Here is a 19,549-nt window from a genome sequence, read left to right as displayed (position 1 = left end):
TCTCTACTTAATTCTAATATTTTTTTGATGGGTCAATTTAGAGTATAATAGTGGGTCAAGTGACTTTATATTTTCCAACATCTACCAGCATATGTAATAATCTGTCCTTGTAGTTTTCTATAAAGATGCTGTATTCTTCGGCAGAAGGGAATATGAGTTGTAGGGATAGGGACAGGCCTTCTCCTTCACGAATCATGACACGGGTAAATAGAATGTCATTACAAAGGTTTTTGCCTTTGAGATAAGCGATGTACCCACCCCGGATAACCTGAATGAATTCCTCTGCAATGTTTTCGTCAATACTGAATGTCGTGTTGTATATAAAGCGCATATTAAGCTAAAAGATAAAAACTAAAAGATAAAAGATAAAGTTAAAAACTAAAAGATAAAAGATCCGTGAAGGATTAACTTTTATCTTTTAGTTTTCAGTTTTTATCTTATATAGTCGGTACCCATAAACCCGCGGAGTACATCCGGTACCCGGATACCTTCCGGAGTCTGGTTGTTCTCCAGCAAGGAGGCCACGATTCTCGGTAATGCTAGGGCGCTACCGTTTAGTGTGTGTACCATGGTCGTTTTCTTGTCTCCCTTATCCCGGAAACGTAGTTTCAGACGATTTGCTTGATACTCTTCGAAATTGGAAACAGAGCTGACTTCCAACCAACGATCCTGTGCTTTTGAATACACTTCAAAATCGAAGGTTAGGGCAGAGGTGAAACTCAAATCACCACCGCATAGACGTACGATACGATAAGGTAATCCTAACTTGATTAACAGTCCTTCCACGTGTTTCACCATGCCGTCGAGAGCCTCGTAAGACATTTCCGGACGGGTGATCTGCACGATCTCTACTTTATCGAACTGGTGCAGGCGGTTCAACCCGCGCACGTCTTTTCCGTATGATCCGGCTTCCCGGCGGAAACAGGCGGAGTAAGCCGTGTTTTTGATCGGTAACTGGTCGGCATCCACGATCATATCCCGGTAAAGGTTGGTTACAGGCACTTCTGCCGTGGGGATAAGATATAGTTTGTCCTCGTTCACGTAATACATCTGTCCGTCTTTATCGGGTAACTGACCGGTACCGAAGCCTGAATCTTCATTAACGACAAGCGGGGGCTGCACTTCTTGATAGCCCGCTTTGGTGTTTTCTTCCAAGAAGAAGTAGATCAAGGCTCTTTGTAGACGGGCTCCCAACCCTTTGTAGACGGGGAATCCGGCACCCGTGATCTTCACACCTACTTCGAAATCAATCAACTGATACTTTTTCGCCAAGTCCCAGTGGGGAAGTTGTCCTTCTTCATGGGCAGGCACGTTATCACTGATTTTCACGATCACGTTGTCCGCATCACTCTTTCCGGGAGGTACGGAGTCATGTGGTAAATTCGGTAAACGAACGATGAGTGAGTTCAACTCGTTCTGGGTGCTATTATGTTGGGCAGTCAAGGCTGCAATCTCTTCTTTCAGACGGGTTGTATTAGCCCTTGCTTGCTCGGCTTCCTCTTTTTTCCCTTCTTTCATCAAGGAACCGATTTGCTTGGAGATGCTATTCATTTCGGATTGCTTGTTATCCGATTCTTTTTGTAAATTCTTTCTCTCGTTGTCGAGAGCGATAATCTTCTCAACTAATTCCTTGGCATCAAAGTTCTTCACGGCTAATTTCCGAATGACCGTGTCTTTGTTTTCCTGAATAAATTTAAGGTTTAGCATCTCTGGTAATTTTAAATTTTAGATTTTAATTTTAAATCATCGAAACGGGAACACGGATGTTCTTGTTTCGAGGCGTAAAAATAAAAAAAACTCCTGTACTTTGTAAGGACAGGAGCTTAAATATGTTCATTTTTCTACTTATTCGGCGATAGCCTCAATAGAAACGTAAGATTTGTTGTCTTGTTTTTTTCTGAAAACAACTTTTCCGTCAATCAATGCGAATAAGGTATGATCTCTACCGATACCCACGTTTAATCCCGGGTTGTGTACTGTTCCTCTTTGACGAACGATGATATTACCTGCTTTAGCAAATTGTCCGCCGTATACCTTTACTCCTAATCGTTTACTTTCTGATTCACGACCGTTCTTAGAGCTACCGACTCCTTTCTTGTGTGCCATATCGTTTTAAATTTTAGAAGTTACAAAATAAATTAAGCGTTGATAGCTTCGATTTGAATCTGGGTCATACATTGACGATGACCGTTTTTCTTACAATATCCTTTTCTTCTCTTTTTCTTGAAAACTATTACTTTGTCAGCTTTCACGTGAGATAATACCTTTGCCGTAACTTTAGCTCCTTCTACAACCGGAGTTCCGATTTTGATGTCACCTTCGTTGTCTACTAAAAGCACTTTGTCGAATTCAACTTGAGCGCCTTCTTCTGCAGTCAGTCTGTGAACATAGACTTTACGGTCTTTTTCAACTTTGAATTGTTGTCCTGCGATTTCTACAATTGCGTACATTGTTCTATTTCATTATTAAGTTAATACCGTGGGGTGGGATTCTTCCACTTGTTGTACCCCTGAGGTTAAATTTTCGCTCGGCAAAAGTAATAATTGTTTTTGTACGAACCAATAGTTTACCGAAGTTTTATCAATAATTTTATCTTTCCTCAAAAAACACTAACTTTGACGGGATTTCAGAAAACAGAATGGTTATGAAACATATTGCACGGCTGATATTGAAGATATTCGGATGGAAACTCAAGGGCGGCTTGCCCGCGGATAAAAAAGCGGTAGTCATATCCGTACCGCATACTTCCATTATGGATTTTATCTGGGGGAAGTTGACTTTTATAAGTCAAGGAGTTCCTACTTATATTTTAATGAAGAAGGAGTTTTTCTTTTTTCCGTTAGGACCGATATTAAGGGCTTTGAACGTGATTCCTGTTGATCGGGGAAATAAGGAGAATCATATCGTGGAGAGAATGGTGGAGGAATTCAAAAAACGGGATGTTATGTATTTGACTATAACCCCGGAGGGGAGCCGGAAAAAACGGAAGAAATGGAAAAAGGGATTTCTGGTGATAGCTAAGGAGGCCGGGGTGCCGGTGTATTTGGGACGTATTGATTACAAGGATAAATATTGCACGTGGGGCCCCCGCTTTGAACCAACGGGGGATCCGGATGCGGATTTGAAATATATCATGTCAACATACAAGGATGCGAACCCGCGTCACCCGGAAAACTTTTCCGCGGGCGATTAACAGAAATCATTATTGTATAATAAATAATAGTATATATGAATGTTGCGATCGTACAGGCACATTTGGAATGGGAGAATGTACCGGTGAACTTGAAACTTTTTAACAAGCGGATAGCAGCGATAGAAGGAGCAAACATAATCGTTTTGCCCGAGATGTTTGCGTCGGGATTTACCATGAAGGGGAAAGAACGGGTAGCGCCTTTTTACGAGGCTGTTTACCAGTGTATGCAGGAATGGGCAAGGGAAAAAGACGCGTTGATCATGGGATCGACCGTTTATTTCGAAGACGAGCATTATTACAACCGTTTGTTGGTGGCTTTTCCGGATGGTAAAATCTTGCATTATAACAAAAAGCATTTGTTCACGATGGGAGAGGAAAAAGAGCATTTCACAGCAGGGAATGAGTTATTGGTGTTTGATTACCAGGGAGTAAGAATCGCACCGTTCATTTGTTATGATTTACGTTTTCCCGTGTGGAGTCGTAACACGTGTGGCTACGACTTGGCCGTGTACGTGGCTAACTGGCCGGAGGCAAGGAGGCAACCGTGGCAAATTTTATTAATGGCCAGGGCAATCGAGAATCAATGTTACGTCATTGGGGTGAACCGAGTGGGCGAAGACGGGGTAGGATTGAGTTATTCCGGTGATTCGGCAGTTATTTCTCCTAAAGGGGATGTCTTGGTTGCTTGTGAACCTTTTGCCGACGAGGTGAAACAGGTGGATATTGATTTGAAAGCTTTACGGGAATTTCGTGTGAAGTTCCCCGTGTTGGAGGATCGGGATGAATTTACAATTGAAGATTAATAATAACAGCTAAAAGTAAAGCATGAAAAGGATGTTTTTGGCAATAATCGGATTAAGTATGATGTTCGATTTAAGCGCACAAAAAAAGGTTTTAACCATGGAAGAGGCCGTGGTAGGGTATCATTTATATCCCCGGTCCAAGTATATTCAATGGCAAGGCGACAAGAATCAGTTGACCTATCTGGACCGGGAAGGTTTGATGGGTGAATCTGTCGATAAAGGTGAAAAGAGTGTATTGCTCACGGTGGCGGAATTGAACAGGATCTTGGGGGCCGAATTGAGAGGATTCCCTAATTTTTCTTGGTTGGATGATAACATTCTGGTGATAGCTCGTCAAGGGAGTATCTACCACATTGACGTTGCCAAGAAACAGGTGAAACAGAAATTTACTTTCCCGAAAGGGGCTGCTAACGAGACTTATTCTAAAGCGGGTAATATGTATGCTTACACGATCGATAATAACTTGTATTACATGGACGAGCGTGGGAATAGTTATACCGTTACAGCGGACGAGGACAAGAATATCGTGAACGGGCAGGTGGTTAGCCGGAATGAATTCGGAATTACTGGCGGTATTTTTTGGTCTCCGGACGGAAAGAAATTGGGATTTTACCGTAAAGACGAAAGTCAGGTAACGAATTTCCCGTTGCTGGACATTAATACCCGCACGGGTGAATTAAAGGAGATCAAGTATCCCATGGCAGGAATGAAATCCGAGTTGGTGAGTCTTGGGATTTATGATATAGCTTCTGCTAAGACGACTTTTCTGGATGCGAATGATTTCGGCCGCGAACAATACCTGACGGGAATTACTTGGGCTCCGGAGTCTGATATGGTATATGTTCAGGTGCTTAACCGAGGACAGGATCATATGCGTTTGAATAAATATGACGCGTCAACGGGTAAATTGATTGCTACCTTATTCGAGGAAAAGTCCAATACTTACGTGGAACCGCAAAGCGGTTTGGTGTTCTTGGCTAACAACTCGAAACAATTCATTTATTCTACGAATAACCGGGATGGTTTCATGAACCTTTACCTGCACGATGTGAACGGTAAATTAATTCGTCGTCTGACAGACGTGGATGCAGACGTGGAATTCGTGGCTGTTGATCCTGCCGGGAAATATGTATATTATCTTTCATCGGAAATCTCTCCGGTGGAGAAACAACTTTTCCGGGTAGAGGTAAAAAGCGGGAAGAAAAACCGTTTGACGACGGAAGAAGGATGGCACAATATCACGATGAGTGGTGACTGTGCTTATTTCGTTGATAATTATAGTAGCATCAAAGTACCTCGTAACGTGGATCTGACGATGAATACCGGAAAGGTTGTACGTCGTTTGCAGGAAGTGGAGAACCCGAATAAGGATTACAATTTCGGGGAGATCACGTTGGGTAAGATTAAGGCAGATGATGGTAGTGATTTATACTATCGTTTGATTAAACCGATGGATTTTGACCCGAATAAGAAATATCCCGTGATTCATTACGTGTATGGTGGGCCTCATTCACAGTTGGTAACCAATACGTGGAATGCTTCCTTGCGGATGTGGGAAATGTATATGGCTCAACATGGTTACGTGGTATTCGTGATCGATAATCACGGTACGCCGAACCGCGGTAAGGCTTTCGAGGATATTATTCACCGTCAATGCGGACAAGTTGAGATGAAAGATCAGGTGAAGGGAATTGAGTGGTTGAAAGCTTTCCCGTGGGTGGATGCGAATCGTATCGGGGTTCATGGTTGGAGTTACGGTGGTTTCATGACCATTTCGTTGATTACTAATTATCCTGACATTTATAAAGTGGCCGTTGCCGGAGGTCCCGTAATCGACTGGAAATGGTATGAAGTGATGTACGGAGAACGTTACATGGATACCCCGCAGGAGAACCCGGAAGGATATGCTAAAACGAGCTTAATCGCCAAGGCAAAAGATCTGAAAGGTAAGTTGTTGATCTGCCAGGGAGCTGTTGACCCGGTTGTGGTTTGGGAACAGAGTTTGAGCTTTATCCGGGAGTGTATCAAGAATAACGTGCAGGTAGATTACTTCCCTTACCCGTGTGCCGAGCATAACGTGATGGGACGGGACCGGATTCATCTGATGCAGAAAGTGACGAATTATTTCGAGGACTACTTGAGGTAATTGAAAATTGAAAATGGAGAATTGAAAATGGGAGGGTGTGTCAAAAGGTATTTCAGCTCTCCCTCTGTTTATAGAGGGAGTACCCCGAAGGGGGGAGGGAGTTTGAAAAATGCCTTTTGACACACCCTCTCCATTTATAGTATCTTTTCGTAAAGGCGGAATCTATGTAGTCCGTAGTCTCCCAAGCCTAAATCAACCGTGTCGATATAATTGAAACCGAATTTTTCATATAGCTTGATGGCGGGAATGTTGTTTTCGTATACATCGAGCCGGATAGCTTTCATGTGTAGCTCTTTTCCCAACTCACAGGCAAAAGAGATCAATTTTTTTCCTACACCCGCTTTCAGGAAATCGGGATGAACCACGAGAGTGTGGATCACGAATATTTTGCTGTAATCCGATTCGATCCCCCAAGAAGCCTTATTGTATGCCGGTTCCGGATGATGATTTAAAATGATTGAGCCGATAATTCGTCCTTCCTGCCTTACCACGTGAAGGTGTTGCTCGTTAATCCCAGCTTCTGCGATTTGCCGAACGGGATATACTCCTTTGATCCATCCGGGGTGATTTATATCCGAGTCCAGAAAATCATTTAAATCATCGTATAGTCGTGCCAGTTCATCAATATCTGCGTGTACACCTTTTTCAATAACCATTTTCGTCATTTTTGAATATACGGGCAAAGATAAATAAATTACTATCTTTGTACCGAATTTGAAAAGTCATTTTCAATTTTCATTTTTCAACATTCAATTGTTTAGTCATGCGTATCGATATATTAAGTGTAGTGCCGGAATTGCTGGAAAGTCCTTTGAATCATTCGATTATTAAACGGGCGAAAGAAAAGGGAATCGTGGAAATCCATATTCATAACATTCGGGATTGGTCGAAAGATAAACACCGGAAGGTGGACGATTATTCTTTCGGGGGTGATGCCGGGTTAGTGATGGCAGTTCAGCCTATTTTTGATTGTATCAACGAGTTGACTTCCCAGCGACATTATGACGAGATTATCTATACGGCACCGGATGCTCCTGTTTTTAACCAGAAGACGGCGAACGAATTGTCATTGAAAGAAAATATCATGATTCTTTGCGGACATTACAAGGGGGTGGACCACCGGGTGCGTGAACATCTGATTACGAGGGAAATATCCGTGGGTGATTACGTGTTGACGGGCGGTGAGTTACCTGCCTGCATCATGACGGATGCCGTTGTACGCCTGTTGCCGGGAGCCATGGGGGATGAAACTTCTGCCTTGACCGATTCTTTTCAAGATAACTTGTTAGCCCCACCTGTATATACGCGTCCTGCTGAATTTAACGGGTGGCGGGTTCCGGAAGTCTTGTTATCCGGTAATCATGCCTTGATTGACGAGTGGCAGGAGCAACAAGCATTGGAACGGACGAGGGCTTTGCGGCCGGATTTGCTTGATGAGTAAACGGAGAATCGAATGTCTTTGGCTATATACGTTAAACGTCTGAAATGTCTGTAAGAATTTTGCGTGTAATGAAAAATTCGTAAGTTTGTACCCAAAATAAGAGGGGCGTAGTTATGATAGTCAAAAACATGGACGAATTAGGGGAAATAGAATCCCTGTACAAGGAATATTACGGTTCCCTCTGTTATTACGCCTTGAATTATGTCTGTGATATGGAAGTTGCGCAGGATATTGTGCAAGATATTTTCGTACACTTGATCGAGGCCCGTCCGAAGTTCGAGACTTCTCTTCACGGACGAAATTTCCTTTATTTATCCGTTAAGAACGCAAGTTTGAATTACATCGATAAAAAACGGTCAAAACTCAAGTATCTTCACCTGCACAGGGAAGAGGAGATCATCGAATTGCCGGATGACGAGGCTTTTATCGCCGAGGTTTACCGGAAATTAAAAAAAGCGGTGGACGAACTTCCCCCGGAATGTCGGAAGATTTTTTACATGAGTTATATTGAGAATCAAAGTAACGAGATTATTGCCCGGGAACTTGCTATTAGCGTGAACACGGTGAGGGCCCAGAAAATGAGAGGGAAACAATTACTTCGTGAAAAGTTGAAAAATCTTTACGTGTTGATTTTTATTCTTCCGGAAGTGTTTAAGTAAATGGAATTATTTGCCTAAGTCATGGGATTTACTCGCTTGTTACCTGCCTGTTGTCTGCCTGTTAGGTGCTGTCACCGCCTTATTACCGCCTTATCGCCCGATTATCGCCGCCATTTTAACAGACGATAAGTAAAAATAACAGGGAATTACTTCCCGTTCTGACGTGCAACAAGGAATCCACGGTCAGACAAGAATACACTTTCGTTTATTTATAACCATCTGTAAAAGTTGGATTCAGCTATGTTTCTCCCGGGACGATTGAACTTGTCGGGAGGACAGTTGTTTCTTTCTAAATAATCCTGTCAAGCTCATGGGTGGAAAAATTTTTTGAAAAAAAATTGCGTGTCATTTAGTCTTTCCCGGATTTTGCCTGTAATTATTGAAAAATGAAATAATAAAGATATTGACGATGAACTACCCAAAAGGATTAGAACAATGGATCGTGGAAATGCTGCAAGGCGAACTCGACGAGGAACAACGGCAAAAACTGGAAAGCTGGCTGGAAGAGGACCCTGCTAACCGGGAATTACTGGACAAAATCCGGGAGGAAAAGCGTTGGCAGGGGGGAATACGGCAAATTGCGTATTTCGATGATAAGATGGACTGGTCGGCTGTATTGCGGACAAGCTTTCGTCGCCGCCGGGTGATTCGAATGTACCGGGCGTGTGCTGTCGCAGGGATTGTCTTGCTACTGGGAGTCGGGGGCTTGTTCCTGATGCAAAAACCGGAGAAGACGCGGGTAATTATTGCACGGGTGCAACCACATGAGGTGAAGTTGAACACGGCGTCGGGAAAATCTTACTCGTTGGATCTTGCCGGGGATATTATAACAGAGGAGACCGTGCTGAAAAGTGATGGAAAGAAGTTGATGTTTGAAGCCCGGGAACAAGCAAACGGGAAGGTGGAGTGGAACACGGTTGACGTTCCACGGGGGGGAACTTATAACGTGGAGTTGAGCGACGGGACCGAGGTGTTCCTGAATGCGGAAAGTATCCTTCGTTTCCCGAATAGTTTCGAGGAGGGAACGTGTCGGGAAATATGGATTGACGGGGAAGCTTATTTCAAGGTGAAGCGGGACGAGGCACACCCGTTCGTTGTCCACACGGGAAATATTGAAGTGGAGGTGTTGGGGACGGAATTTAACTTGATGGCATATCACCAGAATCCCGAGGAACACGTGACTCTTGTACGGGGAAAGGTGAAAGTCAGGGATTGTGAAAGAAGGAGGGAGGTTGTTTTGACCCCGGGTGTGCAAGCTGTTTTTGATAAAGACCGGGAAATAATGACTAGCCAAAAGGTAGACGTGGGGTACTACACGGCGTGGATGGAGGACCTGTTTGCGTTCCGGGAGACCCCGTTCGATGAAGTGATGCGGATACTGGCGCGGTGGTATGATTTCGAGTTTTTCTTCCAGAACCCGGATGTCCAGGATTTTATTTATTCGGGGAAGGTGGCGCGATACGCCACGTTGAACGAAGTTCTCGATGTCTTCCGGCAGACGGGTGATCTGGATTTCGACGTGAAGGACAAGGTGGTTATCGTGCGACGGGTGTCTTCGTTGTAGAGGTGTGATTTTTACATATAATCAATATATCAATTAAATAAATTTATGAGAAACATTTTAATTCACAGAAGATTTCATCGGGGGATGGGATCCGTTCTCCTGTCTCTCTTTTTCATGTTGGGGATAGGGCTTTCCGCCACGGCGCAGGAAAAAACGGTCTCGCTCCAGATGAAACAAGTATCTTTGGTCCAGGTGTTTGATCGGTTGGAACAAATGACCGGGATTCATTTCTTGTATAATGCGGAGGTGATAAAGGCTAAAGGCGTGGTTGATATAAACGTGACGAATAAAACGTTGGATGAGTTATTGAAAATTATCCTGGTCCCGAAGGGATTAACGCATTCTATCAATGGAAAGCAGGTGGTGATACGCCCGGGGGCGGCGGAGCCGTTACAGGAATTTATGATCACGGGGACTGTGACGGACGAAAAGGGTAACCCGCTACCGGGGGCAACAGTCCGCATCGATAGCACGTCGGTGGGTACTGCCACGGATGTCGCGGGACGGTTCACTCTTCGTTTCATGAAAAAAACTGGTAACTTGAAATTCTCGTTCGTGGGGTACAAGATGAAGACGATGAAGTTCGAGTCCGGTAAGCCGGTAACGGTGAAGTTGGGCCCGGATGCGGCGGATTTGGACCAGGTAACGGTAATCGCTTACGGTAGCCGTAAAAAGCGGGAAATTGTCGGGGCTATTTCATCTGTCACGGCTGAAGATATTAAGGAGGTGCCGGCTCCCAGTCTCGAAACCTTGCTGCAAGGACGGGTCGCGGGGTTGGGTGTCTTCCAGCAATCGGGGTCTCCCGGTGGCGGGGGAAACAGCGTTGCCGTGAGAGGGTATAATTCTTTACTGGATGACGAGACGGGATATAAAAGTAGCGGGGCCCCGCTGTACGTGGTTGACGGGGTGCCGGTGAGTTCTTTTACCTCCCCGATCACGGGAACGAACACGATGGCTGAAATTGATCCTTCAACGATAGAATCTATCCAAGTGTTAAAGGATGCGGCTTCCGCAGCCATTTACGGTTCGCGGGCTGCCAACGGGGTGATTCTGATCACGACGAAAAAAGGAAGAGCGGGACGGGGAAAGTTCTCTGCCAATTTCTCTTACACGGGCTCTATCTTGCCGGAGACCCCGGTGCAAACCGGGGGTAAGGGGGAACGCCTTTATCACATGGCTATGATGAAGGCCACGAAGAGTGCGTATTATGACGCGGAAACGGGAGAATATAGATACCCGTCCAACAAGTACGAGGCTGCCTTGAACGGGGCGAATTATGACTCATTTTGGAACCAAGGAAAGGGTATCCAGTCGGGAGGTGTGATGAAGATCATCCAGGATTCTCTTAACCCGTTTTTTAATAATTCAACGAACTGGTATAAACATGTTTTCCGTCCGGGAAGAATTTATAACGCCAATATCCAGACAAGCGGTGGAACGGAGACGATTAATTATATGATCGGGGCGGGTTTCTACAAGGAGGAAGGAATCATGCCGGGAAGTAATTTTGTCCGGGGAAATATCCTCACGAACCTGTCGGTTATTCCGGTCAAGAACCTGACAATCGATTCCCGTCTTTATCTTGCTTACACGGATAGAAGCAGGGGATCGGGTTCGGTAGCCGGCTTGGCGGAATCGTTCACAGTGGATCCCAAGAGTACGTCGACGTTAATGCCAGGGAGCGGGGAGATGTTTGACATCATGCTGAAAAAGCTGAATGGTAAAATAGAGGATAACACGTCCTATCGTTTACGGGCGAACCTGAAACTGGGGTACGAGGTCATCAAAGGATTGAATATTTCGACGTCTTTAGCGTTGGATTTTACGCAGGCGAACTTGAACACGTTTTCCCCGACGTATTTGGATCCCACGTATCACGAGGCGAAATCGGAGGGGGAGATCGGGCGTGACTTGACGTTGCTTAACGATAACTTGGTGAGCTATAATTTCTCGTTAAAGGAGGTTCATAATTTTGATTTATTACTTGGGTTATCCAATGAACGGAGTATGACGTGGTCTATTGGCGGGTACGGGCTTGGCTCTCCAAGTAATTCCATTCACTACGTGAGCGGTTCTTTCCCCCAGGAGATATATAATTCCGTGAGCGGGGTTTACCGGGCCATGCAGTCGTATAAATCTGATTTTAGTGAAACACTCATGCTTAGTTATTTTGGGCGAATTGCTTATAACTATGACACGAAATATTTGATCGAGGCCACGTTCCGCCGGGACGGGTCGTCCGTTTTCGGTTCTGATAATCGCTGGGGAACGTTCCCTTCCGTTGCCGCGGGGTGGGCGTTTTCGCAGGAAAATTTCATGCGTTGGGCCTGGTGGTTGAGTTACGGGAAATTGCGGGCAAGCTGGGGAAGGACGGGTAGCCAATTCGGGATTCCTTATCTCGCTCAAGGATTGATGAACGCGGGGAGCATATTTGACGGCGTGCAGGGGATGATGCCGGAAGGTATCACGAATCACAAATTGAAATGGGAAGAATCCGACCAGTATGATTTCGGGTTGGACATAGATATGTTCGAGTATCGTTTGGGTTTGACGATTGATTATTACTACAAATATACCCGGGATTTGATTTACAAGACTGTTCTCCCGGGCGATATGTACGGGCAGAACGGGGTGCAATGGCAAAATGCGATGGAAGTTTCTAACGAGGGGTTGGAAGTGGATATTAAATATGACGTGTTCCGGGACGGGCCTTTTACTTGGCGGGCACGTTTTAATCTGGCGAAAAACTGGAACCGTTTCGAGAAGAGTTACCTTGGGGTGGACACGGATGGCATGATTATCGGGAAGCCGTTAAATGGAATTTACCTGTATAAAGATGGCGGGTTGATCCAGTCGGAAGGGGATATTCCGGTTGTTTACGGCGAGGATGGGAAGAAACACGTGCTTTCTCCCGGGGGTGACGAGGAATATTTTTACACGTTGGGAATGCGCAAACCGGTAGATATTAACGGTGACGGGCAGATCTCGGAAGATGATATTTATTACGCGGGTAGTTCTTTGCCCACGTTGTATGGCGGGTTCGCCAGCGAGTTGAAATGGAAAAATTTCGACTTGAATTTTTTGATCATGTATGAATTGGGGCGAAAGATGATTAACGCCGAGAAATGGCAAACACTGGCATCTCCAGATGCGGGAAGTAACCCGTTGTTTAGTGACGTGAAATTGGAAGATTTCTGGCAGAAGCCGGGAGATGACACGGAGTACCCCGCTCCCGGTATTTACCCGCAGGATGCGTTGCAGTACATGGGTGCGTTCGATTCGAATATTGAGAATGTTAGTTACATGAAGGTGAAACAGTTGACATTGGGGTATAATGTACCTTCGAAGTACGTGAAGAAGTTGCACTTGGATAATATCCGTGTGTTTGTTACCGGGGAGAATTTGCTGACCCTGGATAATTATTCCGGGCTTGATCCTGAAGTGGTAAATGTTCACACGGGTGTTGATCTCGGTCGGACTTACCCGTTGGCTAGGAAGTGGACCGTGGGTTTAACCGTGAACTTTTAATTATAAAGTATGAGAAGAATATTTATATATATGATTTGTTTCGCTTCCCTTGTATTTGGTGGATGCGACTTGAATTTGGAACCGGAGAATGGGGTCACTTTTGATCATTATTTTCAAGAAGAATCCGATTGTAATGCTTTGCTCAGGCAAATGGAGGCTGACCTCCGGGTGATTTGGAGCGCTGTGACTTTCCATGAGCACATGGGGCTGCTGACAGACCGGGTTTATAATGCCGCGAGTATTGAAAAAGTTCGGAATTTGGATCCGAATTATTTGACCGATCGAGCTAAACAGCAACAATGGAAGCCGTATTATAACGTGATAACCAATACTCACTTGCTAGAGGAGAACGTGGGTAGAGTTCCTAATTTGGAGAAAAAGCGCCAGTCCTTTTACCTAGGTCAAGTTTATTTCATGCGAGCTGCTTGTTATTTTTGGTTATCCCGCACGTGGGGTGATGCGGTTATCGTGAAAAGTAGTAGCTATATTGATCGTTACGAGAAAAGCCCGGCGGTGGAAGTGATTGATTCCGCTATTGCTAACGCCAAGCGTGCTTACCGGTTATTACCTCGTTTTGACAAGTTGCGGGACTTGAATAACAAGGCTCTCGTTTCAAAACAATACGGCAGCAGGGGGAGTGCTGCGGCGCTGTTAGCTCATATTTACGCGTGGAAAGGGTCCGTGCAGAAGAATGATGATGATTTGCGGGCTTCTGTTGATTGGGCCAGCCGGTTGATCGAGCCGCAATATCAAGATTCCGTGGGCGTGTACACCCTGGCAGAGAGCGCGGAAGAGGTGGTTACAAGCGTGATGGACCGCAATAGCGCGGAAGGAATATTCGAGATTGAAGTTAATTACGCTGATATTTCATATTACGGTTTGTTTTTTTCGGGCAGTTATTTCGTTTCTTACCCGGTGATGCGAAACTCCGGTAAAAATGATATAACGACAATTAATTACGGGTTATACCGTAGTACGGTACTCAACATGTACGAGGAGGGGGATGAACGGAGGGATGCTTTCTTTTACGCCTTGGATTCAGCGGGTATGAACACGGCTGATTTGACGTACTTGTACAAATGGTGTACACCGCGGTACGAGTCGAGTGGATCTAGTATTGATTTTAAAGGTATGGATTGCAATCGTGTCTTGATGCGTTTAGCAGACATTTACCTGTTGCGAGCCGAGTGCGAGGCGAAGTTAGGAATGACGGCTCAAGCACGGGAGGATTTGAACGCTATCCGGGGACGTCGGAAGGCCAATCTTTTCCCTGCCGGGAAAAACGATGACGGGGGCAGTGATTTGCAATATAGTATTTTCTTGGAGCGGGAACGTGAATTGTTATTTGAAGGGCATCGTTATTATGACGCGGTTCGAAACGGGTACTACGGGCAGAACAGCCGGCATCGGGTGTTACCAGATGCTTTTTATAACTTGACAGATCAAGACATTACCGAAGGGGCTCTTTATCTTCCCGTGCCACAAATGGCATTTAATGACAATGATTTGATGATACAAAATGCTTATTGGATTTCTAAAATGAGATAAAAATGAAAGGTATATTTTTGATATTAGGCTGCGTTTTATGTTTTTCTTGTTCGACAAAATATAATTATATCGATACGGGTACCGCTGTTGGGTATTATGATGGTACGATGTTGGAGTATTTTCGTCATGATACATGGCATAATTGGGATTCTATCGCGAAAGTCATTGATCGTTGTAGCCCGGAGCTAAAGTCTTTGTTCGAGTCAACGGATGCGAATATCACGTTTTTCGGCCCGAAGAATATCTCTTTCGAGAAGTTTTTCTTTTGGGCAGAGCATGAAGGTTCGGATGTGACGAATTACAATAAAAATTATTACAGGAGTATTGATGAGTTTCCCCGTGATTTCTGTGACCAGATTGTTAAAACTCATCTCTATACCGGGGGAAAGGTCATGAGGGATGATGTTCCGCGTTTGGAAAGGGACGAGGAAGGTGTGGCTGATGGCGGGGGAATGGTATTGCCCATGATGTACGGGAATAAGATCTGGATATGGAGTTTACGTAACGCTTTTGCCGGGGTGGAAGAGACGGCCGACGTGGAGTTGCGGGCCGCTGCCGTGGAAGAAGACGGGAAGACGATAACCAATAATCTGGGGACTATCGCTACCACGAATCTTGAAAACCAGTCCGGGGTGGTACATGCCCTCGGTGATCAGTATTTCTTGGGACAATTATTTGAACTTGAATAAGAAAATATATTGACGTATGAGAGCTTATGTGTTTATTTTGATGGCAATTACAGGGACAATGTTGATGAGTTGCCATGATACGACGGAAGGATACCTTAAAACGGATAGCGCCCGGTATGTCCCGGATACGATGGAAATTCGCCTGCAGTTGGACGAGACGCTCGATGCTTACCGGATGCACAACATGGCTCCCTGGGTTAGCCCGAAGTTGCAAGGGGTGATCGGGACTTCTCCCATCGAGTTCGAGGTGGTTGAGGTGGAAGCTACCGAAGGGGGTAATGCCGAGTTGTTCCGGCATTTGGTTAACGTGCGTGGGGGAGGACGAATGGAATTTCCGTTAATCAGTGATATTACCCCGGGAAGATACAGGGTATCCCTGCGTGTTTTTAACGAGGGGTATAGTCATATCGTGAAAGACGTGTTTACTTTTATCGTGAAATAGTTATGAGGCAAATTATTTTAATCGGGCTGATAGCCATCGTGTTACTACCCGGTAGTAACACGATGGGACAAGGCATTCAATTCATGCAAGGTTCTTACCGGGAGGTGCTGGAAAAGGCCAAGGCGGAAAACAAGAAGGTGTTTATTGATTTTTACACTACATGGTGTGGCCCTTGCAAGGAAATGTCCTCCAAGGTATTCACGGATGCGGATGTCGCGAAGTATTTTAACGAGAAATTTATCTCGTACCAGATTAATGCTGAAGATAAGGCTTTCGCGACGGAAGTTTCCCGGTATGAAGTAACGGCTTATCCCACGCTTGTTATTGCGGATGAAACCGGGAAATTGTTAGGCAAGCAGGTTGGCGCATGTGACAGGAGTTATTTCCTGAAATTCGCTCAATCCGCCACGGGGGAGTGTTTGAGTTTCGAAGCGATGTACAATAAGCTGAAAAAGGAGAAGCAGAATGATGCTCTCGTGCAGGATTTTCTGCTTGAAGCCCCGAACTATCTGGTACGTCAATCCGGGCAGGAGCTTACTCGATGGGAGTTACGGGTGGAACGGGTGTACAAGGATTATTGTAAACGTAAAACGACGGCGGACTGGATGAATGCGAAAGATTTTGACGTCTTGCAGTTGTTTCACACCGAGGCGGAGACTGATGATCCATTTTTGAACTATATCATGTCACATTATGACGAGGTGGTTCAGGCCGTGGGGGAGGAAAACGTGTTTAGGTTCGTGTTTACCCTTCACTTGGGATTGATTGATCACCAGGCCCGGAAGGGAAATATGGACTATCTCAAGAATCTCGAACGTGTACGGGGTGATATGAAACAAATGTATGTCGCACTCGTGGATTTCGGGGGGAAAGACGTGTACACGGGATTGAAGTACTTGTACGACGGGTATTATTACATTTATGCCAAGAAAGACGTGGATAAATATATCGACCTGATGGAGGAGTACGTGAAATATCTGGGGCAAGGTATCAAAGGAGCGGATTATCTCGCCATGGTGAACGCCATGTCAGAGGCGTTAGGGGAGTCGAAGGATAATAAGGTGTTGGAGAAGTACATCGAATGGGTGACTGTCGCTCTTCAGTTCGAATTGACGCCGGATGATAAATTGAACTGCATGTTGATGTTGGGCGATTGTTATAAGAAGTTGAATAATATCGAGCTGGCGAAGAAGTGTTACAATCAAGCGTACGTGTTCTCCTTGCAATTCGGTAATCCGGGATTATCCTCGGCCGTGCAACAGTATATTAAAGAATTGGAAACCTTACAATAAGTGATAAATATGAGAAAATGGTTAATGATATGGATATTGGCGGTTGTTTACCTTACCGCTTGTTCCGACGACAAGGATGCCCCGGTTGTTGACACGGACCCGTTTCTGCCGGTGACGCAATTGGAAATTCCAAAGCGGCAATTGGTGGGGACTGATATTACAATATGCGGGAAAGGATTTGATGCTGAATGTAGTGTTTTTCTTCAATTGAATGGTGGAGACACGTTCTCTGCTGAAATCGTGGAAGTTGGTGGAGATAGTCTGGTTCTTCGTCCTTCAGGGGAATTGGAAGCCGGTTTCTATATTATCATCTTGAAAAAGGGTGATAAGCAATATCGTATCGGGGGAATAAACCTGTACTCCGACTCGTTGAACTTGAAGGACATGGAGGCCTATGCCGTGGGAAAAAGTTCAGATGGTCTGGGATTTTATCCCGTGTCTGTTTCCAAGCAATTGAAGGGAGAACTTCTCTTTTCTATCGGGGGAGCGGAAAGTGAATTTTACGGTGGACTTGTCATCGGGCCAACTTTCTATCATGCGAGTTTTGTTTCAAGGGATGTATTCGAGGATCCGTTCACGCGTGTGTATGATTTTTTCACTATTGGTAGTTATGACTTGGAGTCGGGAGAACAAGAGACGTTGATGAATGAAGAGCGGGGTTTGGTTGGTATCGGGAATATAGATGGTTTGTTGCATATCATTCAATTCGACAAGGCGGAAAATCTTTACCGTTTGAAGAAATGGGAAGACGGGGAGTTTATCGAAATAAAGAGTTTCACGGCAGGCGGTACGGAGCTCATCCGGCTTAATAGCGGGGTATTCCTTCACGATGCCTCCCGGAACACGCTCCTTATGGGTGTGTTTGACATGGCCGGTTTGACGGAATCTTTTGCGTGGAAGTTGGATATGAGTGCTGCTAATTGGCAATTAGCGAAATTTGGTGGTACGAGTGATATAGATTATAATTTCATCCCGTGTGGGGAGGATATATACGTGGCCGGGGCGAGGTCAGTTATTACGGATGAAGACATAGGAATAGAAACTTACACTTCGTATATTTTCAAGCCGCAAGATCCAAGTAACTGGTCGTTTAATTCGGGAAACTTGATCAGTACTTTTGAAAATTCTCTGTTTATATCACCTTGTTATAATGCTGATAAAGAAGTGATCTATCTGATTTCAGAAGATGACCAGACGATAAATACCTATGATATTCAAAAAGAGCAATTGACTGGAGGTAAGTGGGTTAATTCCGGTATATACGGTCTCTTTATATTCAATAATAATAACTAATAATTTTTACAACTATGAAAACGTTTACTTTTTTATTTTTAGTGCTGATATTAAGTTGCAGTATGTCATTGTGGACAAGTTGTTCGGACGATAATGGAAAGGATGATCCTGTTCCACCCGAACAACCAACAGATTCTATCGTTAAAGACACGACTTGGCTGATTACGAAATTGAACATCGGAACGGATGATAATAATGGTGTTCTGGTGGTGAACCTCACCTTGGATAAAACGACGAAAAAGGTTACTAAAATTACCACGGATGACGAGGGGAGTACGGACTACACTACGACCTATACGATGACCTACACGGATGGAAAAGTTACTGTTGCTTGTGCGGGGGACTTTACTGACTTGGAACAAATTGTTTACACGTTAAATGATAAAGGTTTTGTTTCTAAAGCCGATGGAGGAGAAGATGGTGGAGTGTTTACTTTCTCTTATGATACTCAAAATCAATTAACATCTATAAATCAGGATGATGAACCGTTCTTCACGGTATTGTATGATGCGAATAAAAATTGGAAAGGTTTTACTCTTGGTGATGATATTGAAGATGCCGTGGCAAGTGCATCTTCCTTAAAGAATACATGTTATAACATGGATATGAATATGTTACTTGTCTGCGATCAAATGAGCATGGAGGTTCTTAGTGTTGCTGCTTACTTGGGTTTGTTCCCGGCATCCCCGAATGTCATTTCAGGGTTTAATGCTACGGCTTATGGTGAGGATTTAAGTATAAAGGTTCATAACGAAAAGAATGCTGACGGTTCAATTAAATCGTTAGTGGCAGATACGGAATTAGAGGGAACGACCGTAGAATTTAGCGTGATTAAAATATTTTCTTCGGAAAAGCAAATTGTTGATAGAAAAATAGAATAGGTGAATCTATTTTATGTAGAAAATCTTTAAGGAATTAATAGTAGAGAAAATCCGGGTATAATGTAGAAAT

At 44.5% G+C, this 19,549-nt stretch carries 19 protein-coding genes; 14 read left to right on the top strand and 5 right to left on the bottom strand.

Annotated elements, in window-relative coordinates:
* Positions 1-55: 55 nt before the first annotated feature.
* The 4 genes from I2I33_RS14935 to rplU form a co-directional block, all read right to left on the bottom strand.
* The gene (locus I2I33_RS14935) at positions 56-331 is read right to left on the bottom strand and encodes a DUF4286 family protein (protein ID WP_195666839.1); all 276 of its coding nucleotides are present in this window, start codon (positions 329-331) and stop codon (positions 56-58) included.
* 101 nt (positions 332-432) lie between these two features.
* Complete coding sequence (serS, locus tag I2I33_RS14930) at positions 433-1,707, bottom strand: serine--tRNA ligase (RefSeq protein WP_087420423.1); 1,275 nt, start codon at positions 1,705-1,707, stop codon at positions 433-435.
* 138 nt (positions 1,708-1,845) lie between these two features.
* Positions 1,846-2,106, bottom strand: coding sequence for a 50S ribosomal protein L27 (rpmA, locus tag I2I33_RS14925; RefSeq protein WP_087420422.1), 261 nt, complete (start codon positions 2,104-2,106; stop codon positions 1,846-1,848).
* A 32-nt stretch (positions 2,107-2,138) separates the two neighbouring features.
* Entirely contained in the window at positions 2,139-2,450 is a 312-nt protein-coding gene (gene rplU / locus I2I33_RS14920) for a 50S ribosomal protein L21 (protein ID WP_027200098.1), read from the bottom strand.
* 194 nt (positions 2,451-2,644) lie between these two features.
* Between rplU and I2I33_RS14915 the strand changes: the two genes are divergently transcribed.
* From I2I33_RS14915 to I2I33_RS14905, 3 genes are read left to right on the top strand one after another with little or no spacing between them, the layout of a single operon-like run.
* Positions 2,645-3,193: a 1-acyl-sn-glycerol-3-phosphate acyltransferase gene (locus I2I33_RS14915; RefSeq protein ID WP_027200099.1), complete on the top strand. Its 549-nt coding sequence runs from the start codon at positions 2,645-2,647 to the stop codon at positions 3,191-3,193.
* Positions 3,194-3,228: 35 nt separating this feature from the next.
* Positions 3,229-3,996, top strand: a complete 768-nt coding sequence (locus I2I33_RS14910) for an amidohydrolase (protein ID WP_087420421.1) — start codon at positions 3,229-3,231, stop codon at positions 3,994-3,996.
* A 22-nt stretch (positions 3,997-4,018) separates the two neighbouring features.
* On the top strand, positions 4,019-6,142 hold the full coding sequence (locus tag I2I33_RS14905) for a S9 family peptidase (RefSeq protein WP_087420420.1): 2,124 nt from the start codon (positions 4,019-4,021) through the stop codon (positions 6,140-6,142).
* Between the two features lie 134 nt (positions 6,143-6,276).
* Here the strand turns inward: I2I33_RS14905 and I2I33_RS14900 are convergent, their stop codons facing one another.
* Entirely contained in the window at positions 6,277-6,798 is a 522-nt protein-coding gene (locus I2I33_RS14900) for a GNAT family N-acetyltransferase (RefSeq protein ID WP_204247529.1), read from the bottom strand.
* A 107-nt stretch (positions 6,799-6,905) separates the two neighbouring features.
* Between I2I33_RS14900 and trmD the strand changes: the two genes are divergently transcribed.
* The 11 genes from trmD to I2I33_RS14850 all read left to right on the top strand — a co-directional run bounded on the left by trmD (position 6,906) and on the right by I2I33_RS14850 (position 19,479).
* The gene (gene trmD, locus I2I33_RS14895; RefSeq protein ID WP_087420418.1) at positions 6,906-7,583 is read left to right on the top strand and encodes a tRNA (guanosine(37)-N1)-methyltransferase TrmD; all 678 of its coding nucleotides are present in this window, start codon (positions 6,906-6,908) and stop codon (positions 7,581-7,583) included.
* A gap of 113 nt (positions 7,584-7,696) precedes the next feature.
* On the top strand, positions 7,697-8,242 hold the full coding sequence (locus I2I33_RS14890) for an RNA polymerase sigma-70 factor (protein WP_087420417.1): 546 nt from the start codon (positions 7,697-7,699) through the stop codon (positions 8,240-8,242).
* A 10-nt stretch (positions 8,243-8,252) separates the two neighbouring features.
* On the top strand, positions 8,253-8,375 hold the full coding sequence (locus I2I33_RS20445) for a hypothetical protein (RefSeq protein WP_255378861.1): 123 nt from the start codon (positions 8,253-8,255) through the stop codon (positions 8,373-8,375).
* A gap of 276 nt (positions 8,376-8,651) precedes the next feature.
* Positions 8,652-9,806: a FecR family protein gene (locus I2I33_RS14885; protein ID WP_087420416.1), complete on the top strand. Its 1,155-nt coding sequence runs from the start codon at positions 8,652-8,654 to the stop codon at positions 9,804-9,806.
* Between the two features lie 45 nt (positions 9,807-9,851).
* The gene (locus I2I33_RS14880) at positions 9,852-13,334 is read left to right on the top strand and encodes a SusC/RagA family TonB-linked outer membrane protein (RefSeq protein ID WP_087420415.1); all 3,483 of its coding nucleotides are present in this window, start codon (positions 9,852-9,854) and stop codon (positions 13,332-13,334) included.
* A gap of 9 nt (positions 13,335-13,343) precedes the next feature.
* On the top strand, positions 13,344-14,882 hold the full coding sequence (locus tag I2I33_RS14875) for a RagB/SusD family nutrient uptake outer membrane protein (RefSeq protein WP_195666838.1): 1,539 nt from the start codon (positions 13,344-13,346) through the stop codon (positions 14,880-14,882).
* A gap of 2 nt (positions 14,883-14,884) precedes the next feature.
* On the top strand, positions 14,885-15,571 hold the full coding sequence (locus I2I33_RS14870) for a hypothetical protein (protein WP_087420413.1): 687 nt from the start codon (positions 14,885-14,887) through the stop codon (positions 15,569-15,571).
* 16 nt (positions 15,572-15,587) lie between these two features.
* On the top strand, positions 15,588-16,013 hold the full coding sequence (locus tag I2I33_RS14865; RefSeq protein WP_229128322.1) for a hypothetical protein: 426 nt from the start codon (positions 15,588-15,590) through the stop codon (positions 16,011-16,013).
* A 2-nt stretch (positions 16,014-16,015) separates the two neighbouring features.
* The gene (locus I2I33_RS14860) at positions 16,016-17,305 is read left to right on the top strand and encodes a thioredoxin family protein (protein WP_087420412.1); all 1,290 of its coding nucleotides are present in this window, start codon (positions 16,016-16,018) and stop codon (positions 17,303-17,305) included.
* A 9-nt stretch (positions 17,306-17,314) separates the two neighbouring features.
* Positions 17,315-18,598 carry a hypothetical protein gene (locus I2I33_RS14855; RefSeq protein ID WP_140402564.1) on the top strand — a complete coding sequence of 428 codons (1,284 nt, stop codon included), beginning with the start codon at positions 17,315-17,317 and terminating at the stop codon, positions 18,596-18,598.
* 14 nt (positions 18,599-18,612) lie between these two features.
* The gene (locus tag I2I33_RS14850) at positions 18,613-19,479 is read left to right on the top strand and encodes a DUF4595 domain-containing protein (RefSeq protein ID WP_087420410.1); all 867 of its coding nucleotides are present in this window, start codon (positions 18,613-18,615) and stop codon (positions 19,477-19,479) included.
* Positions 19,480-19,549: the final 70 nt, after the last annotated feature.

Source organism: Butyricimonas sp. BSD2780061689_150309_C8, assembly GCF_015560935.1.
Classification (GTDB): Bacteria; Bacteroidota; Bacteroidia; order Bacteroidales; family Marinifilaceae; genus Butyricimonas; species Butyricimonas paravirosa.
The sequence above is the reverse complement of the archived record's forward strand: the minus strand, read 5'-3'. Positions and strand labels throughout refer to the sequence as shown.